The organism is Nonomuraea fuscirosea (genome assembly GCF_003001935.1).
Classification (GTDB): Bacteria; Actinomycetota; Actinomycetes; order Streptosporangiales; family Streptosporangiaceae; genus Nonomuraea; species Nonomuraea fuscirosea.
In genome coordinates this window covers 1-14,603 of the sequence record NZ_PVNG01000058.1, presented here as the reverse complement: position 1 = coordinate 14,603, position 14,603 = coordinate 1, and the positions used below count along the sequence as shown (strand labels likewise).

Below are 14,603 nucleotides of genomic sequence, written 5' to 3'. Positions count from 1 at the left end.
AGGTGAATCTAGCCGTTCATCCAGACTCCAAGTCCCTGACCTGCGCGTTCAGGTCGCTACGACCTCCGGGAACCCCGAATTACGCGGAACGCGGGACTATATGAGACCTCTTTTGGTCGCTCTGGCCATGTTTGGCGTTCTGGCAGCGAGCTGCTCCTCCTCTGGCGTCAGTGATGGGGACGATGGCGATCTGATCCGCTTCGCCGCCGTACCGGCGGAGCAGGACACCGACCCAACGGCCACCTACAAAGACATCATCGCCTTGCTGGAGAGAAGCACCGGTAAAAGAGTGCAGTTCGTCCGCTCGACCGATTACAACTCCGTGATCGAGGGGCTGGTGTCCGGCAAGGTAGATCTCGCTCAGCTGGGACCTCTGTCGTACGTGCTCGCCAGGAACAATGGCGCTAAGATCACGTCGATCGCTGCGTTGGTCAGGCAGGGTGGAGAGCCGATATATCACAGCTACGGCATCGTCGCCGCGCACAGCCCGATCGTCAACATTGGCGGTTTCAAAGAGGCGAAGGTCTGCTTCACCGACCCCGCCTCTACTTCAGGATACCTGTTCCCCAGCCAGGCGCTGCTGAGCGTGGGCATCGACCCGAAATCGGGCGTGACCCCGGTCATGGCGGGCGGCCAGGACAACGCCGTCCTGTCAGTCGCCACTGGTAAGTGCGAGGCTGGTTTCTCCGAGGGTGCGATGGTCGACCACATCCTCATCGACAAAGGCAAGCTTAAGGCCGGTCAGGTGAAGGTTGTCTGGAAATCCGCGCCCATCCCCACGTCGCCGGTCGCTATACGAGACGCGCTCCCCAACAAATTGAGATCCACCCTGATTAAGACCTTCACTCAGGACGCTAACAAGGACCGGCTCGTACAGCTTGGCATTTGCAAGAACACTGACTCTTGTCGGGTGGCAACCGACTCGTCCATGTGGGGCTTCAGGCCAATCACCGACGCCGCTTTCGATACGATACGCGAGGTCTGCGTGGCCACACATCATGAAAAGTGCTCCAAAGCATGACCAACGGTGAGTGGCCAGTGATCGAGACACGCGGATTGATCAAGACGTTCGGTGATGTGATCGCATGTGATCACATCGATCTAACGGTGTGGCGTGGTGAGATCGTCGGTCTTCTCGGGCCGTCCGGTAGCGGCAAATCTACGCTATTGCGGCATCTGAATGGCCTGACCCGGGCAGACGGCGGGCATGTGAGGGTGCTGGGAGTAGACCTGTCCGTCGCCAAGGGGCGAGAACTACGAGCGCTGCGCCGCCGGATTGGGGTCGTTTTCCAGCAGTTCAATCTGGTGGGACGGCTGACTGTGATGGAGAACGTCCTCACCGGTGCCCTCGGGCGGGTACGTGGGCCTCGCTACGGCATCGTCACCTGGCCCAGGGCGGTACGGGCTGAGGCTTTCCAGCACCTGGACCGGGTGGGCTTGGCGGACCGCGCTTACCAGCGAGCCGGAAGCCTGTCTGGTGGCCAGCAGCAGCGCGTCGCCATTGCACGAGCGTTGCTGCAGCGGCCTGACCTCGTGCTCGCCGATGAGCCAGTCGCCTCGCTCGACCCGCAGACCGCAGCATCGATCATGGATCTGCTCGTACGGGTGTGCCGCGAGGACCAACTCACCATGGTGTGCACACTGCATCAGATTGAGCTGGCAGCGGAGTGGACGAGGAGGATAGTGGGGCTCCGGCTCGGGCGGATCCGTCTCGACGAAGCCACCGAGCGCTTGAGCGCGGAGCGACTACGCGGACTCTACCTGCCAGACCCGACCTCGGATACCGTGACGATCGCGTGACCGGACGCATGACCCAGCCCTGCAGTGGATCCGCTTGTCCCGATCTTGGCCAAGGCGGCCATCAGAGTCGGCGCCAGGTCGCTTGCGCCGAGAGCGCGTCCTGCGGCGTCAAGCCGGCCGCCAGGCAGTGGCAGACATGGCTGACCCCGTCCAGGACCGGCCGGCGGGCCGCCGCCTGGGGATTCCCTATCGTCTTCACCGCACTTGGAGTCATCGCACTCCATAGCCTTGGCGCGATCGGTTCGGCCAGCGGGTTCGGGGAGGTGGCCAGTCTGGCGGCCAGGGCTTGGCCACCCAAGCTCTCCGATCCGTTGGCCACTCTCGGGCACGCGCTCGATACACTCTGGATGGCCATCGCGGGCACTGCCATGGCCGCCGGGCTCGGCGCGGTGTTCGGTGTTCTGGCCGCTCACCGGGTCACGGCAGTTCGGTCGGCGGCGCTAGCCGTTATCGTCGCTTGCCGAGCCGTTCCCGACGTGGTATTCGCAGTCTTCTTCGTGTCCGCGATCGGCATCGGGCCGCTGCCGGGCGTGCTGGCGCTGGGCCTGCACTCGCTGGGCATGCTGGGCAAATTGTTCGCCAGCGAGATCGAAAAGGCCGACCAGGGCGTGCGCGAGGCCGTCGCGAGTCTCGGTGCCGGGCCTGTCCAGCGACTGTTCGCAGGAATCCTCCCGCAGGTGGCGCCCGCCTGGGTAGCAGCCATCCTGTACCGGTTGGACATCAACTTTCGTGGCTCGGTGCTTCTTGGAGCCGTAGGCGCGGGCGGCATAGGTCTGGATCTGAAGACCGCCTTCGGATTTACCGACTACCGGGAGGCAGTCGGAATCTCGCTGATGACGGTGGCGATTGTGCTTATGGTCGAGGGTGTCTCCATGACGCTGCGCGGACAACTGCTCGGCGTGAGAGCTATCCCGTTGAGCGCCTCCCCCGGCAGTACACGCGTTCCGTGGACTCGTGGTCGAGTCGCCGCTCACGTGGCTGGATGGAGCGGGCTCGCGGTAGCGGCAGTGGCATTCTGGCAGGTCGGTGCAAACCCCGAAGCCCTGACACAAGCGGCGATCGGATCCGCGCACGCTTTGAGCGAGTTCTTCCCACCCGACTTCGCGCCCGTTGCCGATCTGCTCGGTCCCGGGCTGCTGGAGACCAGCACAATAGCGCTCGGCGCCACCTTCCTCGGCACGCTAGCAGGCGTGCCGTTGGGTCTGGCCGCAGCGCACTCCATTGCACCCGGTCACGGAGTGCGGATGCTGGCCCGCACCCTCTGCGTAGGTCTACGGTCCATCCCCGACGTCCTGCTGGTGCTGGTATTCGTGGCGGCATTCGGCCTCATGAACGGTCCCCTTGCGGGCACGTTCGCACTGGCTGTGTGCACGACGGCCCTGATCGCCAAGCTGGTCGCTGATGACGCCGAGGATCTGTACAAGGAACCACGAGAGGCAGTCCTCTCCGCAGGGGCAGGACCGCTACAGGAGTTGACTGTTGCCGTGTTCGGCCAGCTCACGCCACGTCTGGCTAGCACCGTCCTGTACGCGCTCGATGTCAACCTGCGGGCGTTCTTCATCCTCGGCGTGGTGGGTGCAGGTGAGCTCGGCTACTTGCTCAGCCAGCACATTCGGGCACTGAACAACGATGTGGTCACCGCGATTGTGTTGCCCGTGTTCGTGCTGGTCCTCGCCGTCGAGCTGGTCTCGGCCCGTCTCAGAGGCCTCCTACGCTGATGTCCTACATGCGCAAGTGGGCATGCGCTCGACGCTTTATGGCTGAACCATCCAGGCAGACACATGCTGCCAGAGCAGCAAAACGCCTCTTTGGACGGCAGCATTCGTGTTTTCCCAGATCGAGCCGCCTCCCGGCCATAGGTGCACACATCTTCCACACTAGAAAATCGCTTGACGTCGAACTACACGACCGACTGTCGAGCATGCCAATCAGAAGGGTTCTAAAGTGTATTATTGCCTTGCCGTCATGAACCCGATTCTCCGCCTCGCGTTCAGGCCTTGGGCGGAGGGCGTGGAAAATGTGCCGGAAGAGGGACCGGTTATCCTGGCGAGCAACCATCTCTCACATTCCGACACGATCTTTGGCTGGCTGCATGTCAAACGTAGGGTGACGCAACTCGCCGGTTCGCACTTCTTCAGCGGGCGGGGAATCAAAGGATTTCTCATGCGACTGTTCCTCAACGGCATCGGTACAGTGCCGATCGATCGCTCCGGCGGAAAGGCCAGCGAGGCGGGGCTCAGTTCTGGGCTACGCGTTCTGAATGAAGGCAACGTCTTGGGCATCTACCCCGAGGGGACGCGCTCTCGTGACGGTCGACTCTACAAGGGCAGGACTGGTGTGGCCCGGTTGGCTCTGGCGTCCCGGGCCCCGGTTATTCCCTGCGCGATGATCAACACCTTCGAGATCATGCCGCCAGGCCGGCTGCTACCGAAGCTCGGCATCCGGCCAGGTGTCAAGTTCGGCAAGCCGCTCGACTTCTCCCGATACCACGGCATGGAGGGCGACCGGCTTGTCCTTCGGGCCGTGACCGATGAGGTCATGCACGCGCTGATGGATCTGTCCGGACAGGAGTACGTGGACGATTACGCCGTTCGCACGACCGTCTCAAAAGGCTAGACGAGTAAGTCCTAAGTCGGGTCAGTGGTCGTAGGCGATCAGTGATCGGGTGATGGGCTGGCCGATGGCGCGGTTGTGCCAGATGGCGGCGGTCAGGGCCAGGATGCGCTGGGCGATGCGGGCACCGACCCCGGTGACGGTGCGTCCGCCATGCAATTCAAGGTCGAGCTGGCCTTTGAGGGTGTCGTTGACGGACTCAATCAGCTGGCGGATCGGCTTGAGCAGCTCTTCGCCGGGGCGAGGGGTGCGGTTGCGGTAGGACGGACGCAGCAGCCGCACGCCGCGTTCGGTCAGGAAGGCGTCCAGTTCGGCGGAGACGTAGCCCTTGTCGGCGACGATGAGCAGGCCGGGCCGGTCGGCGAGCAGGTGCGGGTCGTGCTCGCTGATGGCCATCAGGACGTGGCGTTCGTCGATGTTGGGGGTGGCCAGGGCCCAGGTGATGTGATGGGTAGTCCGGCCGGGGTGCAGATGAGGTGCAGGCGCAGGCCCCAGAAGTAGCGCGAGTGGGAGCGGCAGTATCCGTAGCCGGCCCAGCCGGCCAGGTCTGAGCGTTGGGTGGTGGGGCGGGAGCGGCCGCACTCGACGGGGGTGGAGTCGGCCACCTAGACCGGGTCGGCCCACAGGTCGGTGTCGGATGCCAGCACCCGGATGGCCCGCTTGAGTAATGGCAGGGCCTTGTGCAGGCGCTTGTTGGAGCCGGACTGGCCGGGCAGGTGAAAAGGCGCCGGGCAGGTGCTTGGGGACGTAGCGCAGCCAGCAAGCCTCGGAGTGGATACCGAGCAGCACCTGGGCGACGGCCAGGGTGAGCAGTTCGGCGTCGGTCAGCTCCGGCTTGCGTCCCAGCCGTGGCCGGTGCCCGAGCCAGTCGTCGATCCTGACGTACAGTGCGGTGAGAAGGGTGTTGAGGTCTGTCTTCACAAACCGATCGTCAACACCCTTCGTTATGTACGCACTTCGTACCGCAGCTGCAGGACAAGCGAGAACAGGACCGTGGCGCCGGCGTTAGCCCAGCGGACGCCACGGTCCACCTCCACTCGCTACCTGCGTATCGACGAGCGGATCCACATCGCCGATCGGGTCCGGGAGAAGGCGTCGATCCGCGAGATCGCGCGAGAGCTGGACCGTGCGCCGTCCACGATCAGCCGGGAGATCCAGCGCAACCGCAGCCATATTCGCGGCAACCAGTAGGCATACCGGCCCCATGCCGCCCAGGACCGTGCCGAAGCCCGCAGACCGCGCCCCAAGCCCGGCAAAATCGGGCAGAACCCTCGGCTCCGGGACTCCATTCAACATCGTCTGGGGCTGCGCTGGAGCCCCGAACAGATCGCCAACACCCTCCGCCAGGAGTTCCCGCATGATCCGGAGATGAGGGTGACCCACGAAACGATCTATCAAGCGCTCTATGTCCAGGGCCGCGGCGAACTGCGCAGAGAGCTCACTCGGGCACTGCGCAGCGGCCGAGCCCGCCGCAAGCCACATCGCCAGGCCAACAAGCGCCAGCCACGTTTCAGCACGCCGATGGCGATGATCAGCGAGCGTCCCGCCGAGGCGGGCGACCGGGCCGTGCCCGGCCACTGGGAAGGTGATCTGATCATTGGTAAAAACCAGGCGTCGGCCATCGGCACTCTGGTCGAGCGCAGCACCCGTTACGTGATGCTCGTCCACCTGCCCGTCGACCACACCGCCGAGCGTATGCGCGACGCCCTGGTGGAGACCATGCGGACCTTGCCCGCCCAGCTCAGACGTTCCCTCACCTGGGATCAGGGCAGCGAGATGGGCGCTCACCAGGCATTCACGCTCGCCACCGACATCCCCGTCTACTTCTGCGACCCAGCCAGCCCATGGCAGCGCGGCTCAAACGAGAACACAAACGGCCTGCTCCGCCAGCACTTCCCCAAGGGCACCGACCTATCGGTCCACACGCGCGACCAGCTCGACGCCGTCGCTGCTGAATTGAACGCCAGACCACGAAAGACGCTCGATTGGGATACTCCAGCCGGGCGTCTCGCCGTGCTGCTGGCCGTGTACATCTAGAAAAGAGTTCATCTTGTTCCGACGCGCCGAAGGCCTGCGTGACCGCAGGCAGCGACGGTTGGCTTCCCCTTTTGCCGCTATTCATCCTTATGATGGACGATGTCCCTCGTGAGAAGAATGAAGTTGCGGGTCGTTATCGGCAGAGGTGCCTTGGTCGGGACGATCGTCGGAGCCGTTGAGGGTGCGATCTCGTGGTCCGCGTCGGGCATCGGCATCGCCATCTACCACATGCTGGCGATGTGGGTCGTGCCCGTGCCGCTGGGTGCGGCCTTAGCCTATCGGGCCAGGTTGCCCCATTGGGGAGTGGCCGCCTTGGCTGGGCCGTTGACGTTCGCGTTCCTTATACAGGCCCTGAATGCGCTTATGCCCAACCCCTCACTATTCGATCTCCCCGAAGCGTGCTACGCGTTCCCGTTTGTTCTCGCCGCAGCGATCTCATACGCGGCCGCGGCGTGGGCCGCCTCTGATCGCGCCTCGTGGTTGTCGCGGGCGGCGGCGGCCGTCGCGATCTGCGCGTCCGTCGTCGCGGTGCTCCAGGGCCGGGTCGCCGTAGCCGACTGGTACAAGGAACGGGCGCTGGAGAACTTGGATATTCCTCTCCTGGCCTTGGACCTGCCAGGATACCGGTTCGACTACTCCTGGATCATACGATCGCCCGGTGGACGTCTCGATGATGTCGGCCTTGATCTTGGCTACCACAATGGTGACTCGAAGCCCTCCATCACCATCCTTCCCGCATTTCACCGCACCCCCGAGACGTGGTGCACGGAGCAGCCGGTTGACGTGCCTCAGTTGGCCTGCCGCACGTTGCCAGGAGGCAACGTACTGCAGGTCGGAGACCATGGTATGAGTCTGTACGCCCGCCAGGGAGATGCCCTGATCCGCGTCGTAGGCACCTCCGAGGCCGAGGTGCGAACCATCTTGGCCCACCTGCGCCCAGCAAGCCCGGCATCATTGGCGCGCGTCTGAAGGCCTGCTTCAACAGGCTCAAGGCTAGGACACGTCTTTAGACCACAGCATGGGTCTTCACCGCTCGCGACGCAAGGCTAGCGCTGCCAACGGCGAAAGCCGCTCGGCCCTACCCGAGCGGCTCGTTATGCTCCTCCCCACCAGTAATCGATCATTGTGTTGCGACGACCCCTGGAATCCGCCTTCAGGCGGCGGGCGCATTCCAGCAGGCCGACACCCTTGCCTACCTGTACTGACCACAGAGGTTGGGTACGGGGCGACACGGCTCGGATGATCTTGTAAATGGGTGAGGGCCTTCGGTTCGGTGTGGATTGCGACATCTGCACCGGAACCAGAAAGGCCCTCATGCCCCACCGTAATGCCGCGCTGACCGAACTTGGACGCCTGCGCCTGGCTCGCTGTGTCGTGGAGGACGGCTGGCCGCGGCGTCGTGCCGCCGAACGTTTCCAGGTCGCCGTCACCACCGCCCGCCGCTGGGCAGAGCGCTACCGGCAGCAGGCAGCGGCAGGCATGGCCGATCGCTCCTCACGCCCGCACCACAGCCCGAACCGCACCCCCACCCGGACCGAACGGCGCATCATCAAGGTGCGGCTGCTGCGCCGATGGGGGAGCCCTACACCTCAGAAACCGAACGCCGCACCGCCCTGCCGGCCTGGCTGCACACCTACAATCACCACCGCGGACACACCGCACTGAACGGCCACCCACCCGCCAGCCGCGTACCCAACCTCATGGGACAGAACACCTAGCAGGTCGTGGATCTGCTCCCAGCGCTCGCGGGTAGTCCGTTCGTGGACGCCGGCGGGGCGGGGCGGATTGACCGTGACCCAGCAGGCGCTGTGAGAGCGAACCTCAGCGAGGGTCTTGTCGCAGAATTCGCCCGCAGAGCACTGGTGGGCCGCTGGCAAGGTGTCCGCGCGGAGCGCGGGTCCTTTTCCTGCAGCCCCCAGCCCGAACGACGCATGCGACTTTCACCGCACGTCGCTCTCCGGTGACTACTGGGTGAGCTGCGATTTCGGCTGCCCGTGTGGATGGGGACTGTCTAGATAACGGCTCTGGCCCGTAATCGGTGGTGGCATTAAGTGATCATCACTGAAGCAGGATGCGGTGGCGTAGAAGGTCGAACCCGGCCCGGCCGTGCATCTGGCGCATGATCCTCTTCGTGCGGGTGTCGACGCCCTCGGTGCGGCCATTGTGGTGGGGAAGGGTGAGGGCGGCGTTCACGGCGGCGCGGTCAAGCTCGATCCCGTTGGCGAAGCCGTGCAGGTGAGGCAGATCGGCGATGCGGATGGTGGTGATCCAGGTGGTGAGCTTGTCGTCGTTGCCTTCAGCCGGGGTGAGGAGCGCGGCGAAGTCGCGGACATGGCGGGCGAGGTCGGTCAGCTCGGGACAGGCGGCGGTGAGCTCATGCACCAGCCGGGTGTCGCTATCACGGAGTCGGTCGGGGTGAGTGAGCAGCAGACGTGCCAGGCGGCACGGGGTGGTGACGGGCCGTTCTCCTTCGGCTCGGCCTTGGGTGATATAGCGGTAGAGCAGGTTGAGGCTGCCGGTGTAGCCGAGGTCTTTGATCTCACGGAACAGCTGCTGAACGGGCACGGCTGGGTCGGTGGCGCGTCGGTCGCGCAGGTGATCGCGGTAGGGATCGACGAGCGTGGGCCGGAAGCGCGGTGCGCGGCGTAGAGCCTCGGGCCTGTGGGTGCGGGCGTAGCGCTTGACGTGCCCCGCGACAGGTTCAGGCGGCAGGCACATTCCAGCAGGCCGACACCCTTGCCCAGCAGGTCGTGGATCTGCTCCCAGCGCTCGCGGGTAGTCCGTTCGTGGACGCCGGCGGGCGGGGCGGATTGACCGTGGCCCAGCAGGCGCTGCGAGAGCGAACCTCGGCCAGGGTCTTGTCGCAGAAATTCGCCCACAGATGCCACCGTTCCCCGACCTGCACCGCATCCGGCAGAGCACGTCGAATCGCCTCCCCGTAGGCACCTGACCCGTCCCGGCAGACGATCTCGACGCCAGGGTGCGATCGCAGCCATGCCTCCAGCAGATCGGCACCGCGGCCGGGCAGGACATCGATCCGCTCGCCGGTCTCGGCGTCAGTGAGGACGGTGGCATACCGGTGCCGTCGCTTGAGAGCGAAGTCATCGACCCCCAGCACGCGCGGGACCCGCAGCGGTGGCAGCGGCAACCGCATCAGCAGGCGCAGCGCTGCGGACCTGGAGATCGTGACGGCCAGAACCTCCGACAGCCGAGCACCAGCCCGGCCGGCCCGCTCCTGCACCACCGCACCCAGCTGGCCGGTTAGCCTGTTCGTCCGACGCTGGCAGCGCTCAAGCAGGCCGGGAACCTGCTCACGAAACGTCTGCCGAGGACATCCCGGCGCTGGGCAGACCAGCCGCCGAACCTGCAGCGACACCCTCACCGGCCGCCCGTCGACCGGCACATCCCTGACCGTCCGACCGGCGTAGCCGTGCACTCGACCGGTCGGCATCCCACACGCCGGGCACGGCATCGGTTCGTCACGCATACGGGCCATCACCCGGATATGGTTGCCCTCGTCCTCTACACCCTCGATGACCAGGGCAGACAGTCCCGCGAACACAACATCCGTAAGATCGTCGATCTTCAGCACGGCACAGCCTGGCAGGGATCACCCAGCGCCACCACCGATTACGGACCAGAGCCGTTATCCTCCTAGACAGCCCCGGTCTGAGTGGCGAGACGGGACGTATGGCCTAGGCAGCGTTGCAGCAAGCTGGCCGCCTGTTCGTGAAGGTCTTGCGGCGGCCTCGGGTGGGCAGACCAGGCGGCACATCCACACCATCACCACCCGGCGTCCGTCGAGCGCGACATCGGCCACGGTGTGTTGGTCATCGCCGTGGACGCGCGTCGTCTCGGCTCCGCAGCCAGGGCAGGCGACCTGGCGGTCGAAGTTCGCGCGTGTACCCGGATTTGCTCGTCTCCGTTGTCACCTCTTCCACGATCAGGGCCGATGATCCCGAGAACACCGTAAGCGCCATCTTGTTGTCACAAAGCGCAACTCAGCGTGATGCAACGGCGCGATCGTCACCATCGAATTGGAAGCAGAGCCGATCGCCGGACGCACCCATTTCTGGCCGTACGTGACGATCTCTTCTCGGTGAGGTGGATCAGAGCCCTGGGCAAGGCCGCCCTCCTTGCGGCACTGGGGAACGGCGCCGATCAAGCCCGTTGATAGGTGGAGATGACTACTCCGGTCTCCGCCGTCGTCGTGTCGATTAGTTCCAGGCCCAGCGGAGTGGCGTTGTTGAAAAGCCGCTTTCCGCCACCCAGCACGATGGGGTACGTCATCAGCACGAACTCGTCGATGAGCCCGGCGGGCAACAGCGTGGCGATCAACTGGCTGCTGCCCCAGATGCTGATGTGGTCGTGTCGCTCTTTCAGCTGGGCGACCTGCTCAGTGACGTTCCCGCGCAGCAGAGTGGAGTTGTTCCAACCGGCTGCCTGCAGTGTCCTGGACGCCACATACTTGGGCTGGCTGTTGAGCTGGGCGGTCCGCGGATCTTGCGGATCGGCTCCGGGCCAGTAGCTGGCGAACAACTCATAGGTTCGCCGGCCGATCAGGAGCGCCTCTGCCTCCATCACTGATCTGGTGGTCCGCTGGTCTACCAGTGGATCGGGGTAGCGCTGGGTCCAGCCACCGGATTCGAACCCGCCGTCGCGGTCCTCGTCCGGGAGGCCTGGTGCCTGAATGACGCCGTCCAGGGTGATGAACGCCGTCACAATGATCTTGCCCATTTTCATGAATCTCCTCTTTGGGCGGTCAGGACGAGTTCAGGCGTCCGTTCGGGGAAACGGTCCTGGAAGTCCAGGACGCCGACCCAGGCCGGGTGCAGTGCGATCCGGACCATCCGCAGACCAGGCTTGTCGATCGCCGCCACATAGGCGTTGCCCATCTCATCGCCCATCACCTTGCGCTGAGTGATGGCGTACTCGGGCAGGACGCCCTCTACCTCGGCGAGGGTGACCTTCCCGCGCAGCATGAGCGCTTTCGGAGGGACATCGGCGGTGTCGATCGTGATCGCGACATCGGGCCGGGCGCGTAGGTCGCGGATCTTGTAGGTGCCGGCGAACGCGCCGATGACCAGTTCCTGGCCATTCCACAGGAAATTCACCGGAATCAGCCGTGGTGTGGCGTCCTTGCCGGTGTAGGCCAGACGCGCCACCAGAGAAGTAGTGAGCAGGGTCTGCGCGATGGGAGTGTCCAGCAGTCGCACATCGCCTTGCGGCAGGTTCGCCGTCGGGGTGTCGGGGAGGCTCATGCGCTTCACGGTAAACCAGTAACTCCTAAATAACAAGTAATACTCCTGAATTGGGATTTCATGTGCTATCCTGGTTCCGTGAGCGGCAAGCGTAGCTATGGGGATCCGTGCGGTGTGGCGCGTGGGCTGGATGTGATCGGTGAGCGGTGGGCGCTGCTGGTGGTTCGGGACTTGCTGCTCGGGCCCAAGCGCTTCAACGATCTGCTTGACGGTCTGCCGGGCGTGAGCCCGAACGTGCTGAGCCAGCGGCTGCGCGAACTGATCGAACACGGCGTCGTGCAGCGGCGGGACCTGCCAGCGCCAGCGCGGGTCCGTCTCTACGAGCTCACGGAATGGGGTTATGGCCTGGAGCCCCTTCTGCTGCACCTCGGACGCTGGGGAAGCCGAACTGCGCCGCGTTCGACAGGGTCACTCGGTATCGACTCCCTGCTGCTTAGCATCAAGGCGAGCTTCGACCCGACTCGGGCCACCGAACTGCGTGGCGTTTATGAGTTCCATATCGACGCCGCCCCCTACCTCGCCGAGGTCACCGGCGACTCCGTTCAGATCAGCCGCGACACAGCGGCAGGGCAGCCCGATGCGACGCTCACGACCGATATCGACACCCTCCGGGCCGTCTGCAATCACCAGATCTCCTTCTCGGCAGCATTGGAGTCAGCGGCGCTACGTCTGGACGGCGATGAACACGCCAAGCGGCGCCTCACCGACCTTCTCCTGGCTTCCTTCGCCCCTGCGCCTCAACCGTCCAAGGCTCCCTGACGGCACCAAGGTCCTTCTCGGCGTCAACGACTGTCCACCGCTATCAACCCCATACATCCAGCAAGGACCGGGCTCGGTTGTCTGGGGCGCTTCTCTGCGGTATGCCCATCAGGAAGGTGGGTGTTCGTCTACGCAGCTTACGGGGTGATCTGGCGTCCTCCAACGACGTCAGCCATGTGGCGCCCTGCCGCATCACGGGCGTTCGTCCGGCCGAAACAGTTCGTGAACGCCGTCGGTGGGCCGAGCTTGTCACTTAAGGCTTGGCCGGGCGCTGCGAAAGGCGAAGCAGGACTACCTGGTGCTGGACGGCCTGATTCATACCGACCGGTCCCACTTCGCCAGCAAACATCGCGCGCACGGGATGAACGTGCAGGTCATCGCCTCACCGGACGGCATCGTCCGGTGGACTTCCGGAGCGTTACCGGACAGCCTCATCCCTGAGCGCCGCCCGGATCCGGGCATCCTGCGCGCACTTGACGACGCGGGCATCGTCACCCTGGCCGACAAGGCGTAGCAGGATGCCCAGGGCCCGGTCCGCGCCCCGGTCTCGGGGCAAGAACAAGCCCGCCTCCAAAGCAGGCCCACCACCCTCACCCGCCTTCGCGAATCCGGAGAACGCGTGAACGCCAATTGAAAGAGCTGGAGAACCGCCCGCAAGCTAGGGATGCAGCCCGAGCAAGGCCAGCCGCGACTGCAAGGCAGTCGCCGTCCTTGGCAACCACCGCGTCGCGCATCCGGAATGAGGAGGAAAGGGCGCAGTGTCCCTCATATGGGATATCACCCGCAACGTCCTCCCGTGTGCGACGCTTACTCCCTGTCGCTGATGCGGCCGGTGGTTCCGGTGTTGGCACCGGCGTTCCCGCCTCCGATAACCGCCTCAGTCAAGCACCAGCGCGCCGGTCGCGTCGACCAGTCGCACGAACTCGGCGAGTTCTTCACGCTTCAGGGCCGCCTCATAGACGGCTGCCGCCAGCATGGTGGTCCTCTCCTCGGCCTCATCACGGAGAGGCTTGAGTTCGTGTGGAACGGGCAGATCGGCGCCCCAGCCGGAGAAATTCGCCTGACCGGGACCATCGCTCGCGAGTATCGCATGAAGCGGGGCCAAGCCGAGTGCCGTCGTGGTGGCCAGGTGCAGGCCGCCACGCCATTCCCGTAGCAGGTGGATCAGTTGGGCCAGTCTGCCCGCCGCATTCCGGGTCCGAGACCGGGCTCTCCAGGCACTGAAGAGGACGAGCCCTGAATCGTCCGCCGTCTCGACGATGTCTTCGGCCAGCGAGACGAGTCGTGTCAGGTCCGGGACGGAGGCGAGGTATTTCTCCCCCCACGCTGCGCAGGCGGTGCTGTATCGGTCTGCCGTGTCGCGCGGCGAACCCACCGTGATGCCCTTGCGCCACATGCTCTCCACCATTCCGCGTTCGAAGAACCCGAACGCGGCGTGGACGGCACTCGGCTCGACATCCCCGATGGCTCCACCGCGCCCGACGAAGTAGAAGGCGAGGGGGTCATCAAAGCCGACCTGAGCCGCGTACTCCGCGGTCTCACGCGAACTCATCCACGTGTTCCCGATCCTGTGGATCGTGCGATGAGTGGCGAAAACCGCCTCGGTTGCGCTCATTTTCGACATTGACGTCCTCCTGCTCGGTTGACAGCCCGCTGGACCGTGTCCCTCCCTACCTTGTAGGGACAGCCTTCGCAGATATGGACCGGTGGCTGCTCGATAAGGAATCGCTCACCCGCTGTTCGCTCGCCACGGCGCGATAAGCCTCAGGCTCGGTCAGCCAGCTGGGCGTAGGCGGCACTTGAGGTGACAGTCGCGATCGGAGTGGAAGATCGCCGCCCCGTTCGGCCGACGTCAGGGGCGGGCCTGCCGCAGGGCCTCGGCCACTGGCCGGTACGCAGGTGATCGGCCGTGGCCCAGCCGACCACCCTGCGCGAGGCGACGTCGATGACGGCGGCCAGAAACAGCCAGCCCTGCTCGGCCGGCACGTATGTGATGTCGCCGCACCAGCGGGTATCGACGGCCGCCGCGTCCGGTGTGAGAGGGCATTTGATTTGAGCAGATTGCGGCTTGTGCCCTAGTAGGTGCCTCGCCAGGTTGGAGTGGTCTCGTCCGTTATGCGCTTGGTGAGGTTG

12 protein-coding genes and 7 pseudogenes are annotated in these 14,603 nt (G+C 64.8%); 11 read left to right on the top strand and 8 right to left on the bottom strand.

Annotation, left to right across the window (positions count from 1 at the left end; translation table 11 throughout):
• The 4 genes from B0I32_RS55410 to B0I32_RS55395 form a co-directional block, all read left to right on the top strand.
• A partial coding sequence (locus B0I32_RS55410) for a phosphate/phosphite/phosphonate ABC transporter substrate-binding protein (RefSeq protein WP_219912546.1) occupies nt 1-1,021 on the top strand: 1,021 nt, incomplete at its 5' end.
• Nucleotides 1,018-1,800: a phosphonate ABC transporter ATP-binding protein gene (gene phnC / locus B0I32_RS55405; RefSeq protein ID WP_106253497.1), complete on the top strand. Its 783-nt coding sequence runs from the start codon at nt 1,018-1,020 to the stop codon at nt 1,798-1,800. The genes B0I32_RS55410 and phnC, both read left to right, overlap by 4 nt.
• Before the next feature lie 347 nt (nt 1,801-2,147).
• Entirely contained in the window at nt 2,148-3,518 is a 1,371-nt protein-coding gene (locus B0I32_RS55400; protein ID WP_181308923.1) for a PhnE/PtxC family ABC transporter permease, read from the top strand.
• Nucleotides 3,519-3,744: 226 nt separating this feature from the next.
• Entirely contained in the window at nt 3,745-4,416 is a 672-nt protein-coding gene (locus B0I32_RS55395; RefSeq protein WP_106253494.1) for a lysophospholipid acyltransferase family protein, read from the top strand.
• 21 nt (nt 4,417-4,437) lie between these two features.
• Here B0I32_RS55395 and B0I32_RS55390 read toward each other — a convergent pair.
• Nucleotides 4,438-5,334, bottom strand: a pseudogene (locus B0I32_RS55390) (IS982 family transposase).
• A gap of 72 nt (nt 5,335-5,406) precedes the next feature.
• On the opposite strand from B0I32_RS55390, the pseudogene B0I32_RS55385 reads away from it, so the two are divergent.
• The 4 genes and pseudogenes from B0I32_RS55385 to B0I32_RS62035 all read left to right on the top strand — a co-directional run.
• Nucleotides 5,407-6,450: pseudogene (locus B0I32_RS55385) on the top strand (IS30 family transposase).
• A 108-nt stretch (nt 6,451-6,558) separates the two neighbouring features.
• The gene (locus B0I32_RS55380) at nt 6,559-7,419 is read left to right on the top strand and encodes a hypothetical protein (protein ID WP_146178755.1); all 861 of its coding nucleotides are present in this window, start codon (nt 6,559-6,561) and stop codon (nt 7,417-7,419) included.
• Between the two features lie 345 nt (nt 7,420-7,764).
• Nucleotides 7,765-8,028: pseudogene (locus tag B0I32_RS55375) on the top strand (leucine zipper domain-containing protein); the annotation flags it as partial.
• Nucleotides 8,029-8,033: 5 nt separating this feature from the next.
• Nucleotides 8,034-8,168: pseudogene (locus B0I32_RS62035) on the top strand (IS481 family transposase); the annotation flags it as partial.
• Here B0I32_RS62035 and B0I32_RS62030 read toward each other — a convergent pair.
• From B0I32_RS62030 to B0I32_RS55360, 5 genes and pseudogenes are all read right to left on the bottom strand, one after another.
• Nucleotides 8,163-8,366, bottom strand: a pseudogene (locus B0I32_RS62030) (hypothetical protein); the annotation flags it as partial. The pseudogenes B0I32_RS62035 and B0I32_RS62030 sit on opposite strands and share 6 nt — an antisense overlap.
• Nucleotides 8,367-8,508: 142 nt before the next feature.
• Nucleotides 8,509-10,042: pseudogene (locus B0I32_RS55370) on the bottom strand (ISL3 family transposase).
• Between the two features lie 54 nt (nt 10,043-10,096).
• A pseudogene (locus B0I32_RS62025) lies at nt 10,097-10,321 on the bottom strand (hypothetical protein); the annotation flags it as partial.
• A 290-nt stretch (nt 10,322-10,611) separates the two neighbouring features.
• A complete protein-coding gene (locus B0I32_RS55365; protein WP_219912545.1) occupies nt 10,612-11,193 on the bottom strand; it encodes a dihydrofolate reductase family protein in 582 nt (193 codons plus the stop codon).
• Nucleotides 11,190-11,711, bottom strand: coding sequence for a pyridoxamine 5'-phosphate oxidase family protein (locus tag B0I32_RS55360; protein ID WP_106253490.1), 522 nt, complete (start codon nt 11,709-11,711; stop codon nt 11,190-11,192). The genes B0I32_RS55365 and B0I32_RS55360 overlap by 4 nt, the downstream gene beginning before the upstream one ends.
• Before the next feature lie 78 nt (nt 11,712-11,789).
• Between B0I32_RS55360 and B0I32_RS55355 the strand changes: the two genes are divergently transcribed.
• Both B0I32_RS55355 and B0I32_RS55350 read left to right on the top strand, forming a co-directional pair.
• Nucleotides 11,790-12,470 carry a winged helix-turn-helix transcriptional regulator gene (locus B0I32_RS55355; protein ID WP_106253488.1) on the top strand — a complete coding sequence of 227 codons (681 nt, stop codon included), beginning with the start codon at nt 11,790-11,792 and terminating at the stop codon, nt 12,468-12,470.
• Nucleotides 12,471-12,768: 298 nt separating this feature from the next.
• Entirely contained in the window at nt 12,769-12,984 is a 216-nt protein-coding gene (locus B0I32_RS55350) for a hypothetical protein (protein ID WP_106253486.1), read from the top strand.
• A 363-nt stretch (nt 12,985-13,347) separates the two neighbouring features.
• On the opposite strand, the gene B0I32_RS55345 is transcribed toward B0I32_RS55350, so the two are convergent.
• Nucleotides 13,348-14,085 carry an SCO6745 family protein gene (locus tag B0I32_RS55345; protein WP_146178753.1) on the bottom strand — a complete coding sequence of 246 codons (738 nt, stop codon included), beginning with the start codon at nt 14,083-14,085 and terminating at the stop codon, nt 13,348-13,350.
• A 149-nt stretch (nt 14,086-14,234) separates the two neighbouring features.
• Entirely contained in the window at nt 14,235-14,435 is a 201-nt protein-coding gene (locus B0I32_RS62020) for a hypothetical protein (protein ID WP_425438160.1), read from the bottom strand.
• Between B0I32_RS62020 and B0I32_RS62015 the strand changes: the two genes are divergently transcribed.
• Nucleotides 14,380-14,526: a hypothetical protein gene (locus B0I32_RS62015; RefSeq protein ID WP_181308921.1), complete on the top strand. Its 147-nt coding sequence runs from the start codon at nt 14,380-14,382 to the stop codon at nt 14,524-14,526. The two genes, B0I32_RS62020 and B0I32_RS62015, sit on opposite strands and share 56 nt — an antisense overlap.
• The last annotated feature ends 77 nt before the right edge of the window (nt 14,527-14,603 follow it).

Bases quoted from the DNA above. Each gene is read 5' to 3' on its own strand.
- B0I32_RS55345 (WP_146178753.1), bottom strand. From the start codon at position 14,085: ATGAGCGCAACCGAGGCGGTTTTCGCCACTCATCGCACGATCCACAGG.
- B0I32_RS55400 (WP_181308923.1), top strand. From the start codon at position 2,148: ATGGCCATCGCGGGCACTGCCATGGCCGCCGGGCTCGGCGCGGTGTTC.
- B0I32_RS55365 (WP_219912545.1), bottom strand. From the start codon at position 11,193: ATGAAAATGGGCAAGATCATTGTGACGGCGTTCATCACCCTGGACGGC.
- B0I32_RS55360 (WP_106253490.1), bottom strand. From the start codon at position 11,711: ATGAGCCTCCCCGACACCCCGACGGCGAACCTGCCGCAAGGCGATGTG.
- phnC (WP_106253497.1), top strand. From the start codon at position 1,018: ATGACCAACGGTGAGTGGCCAGTGATCGAGACACGCGGATTGATCAAG.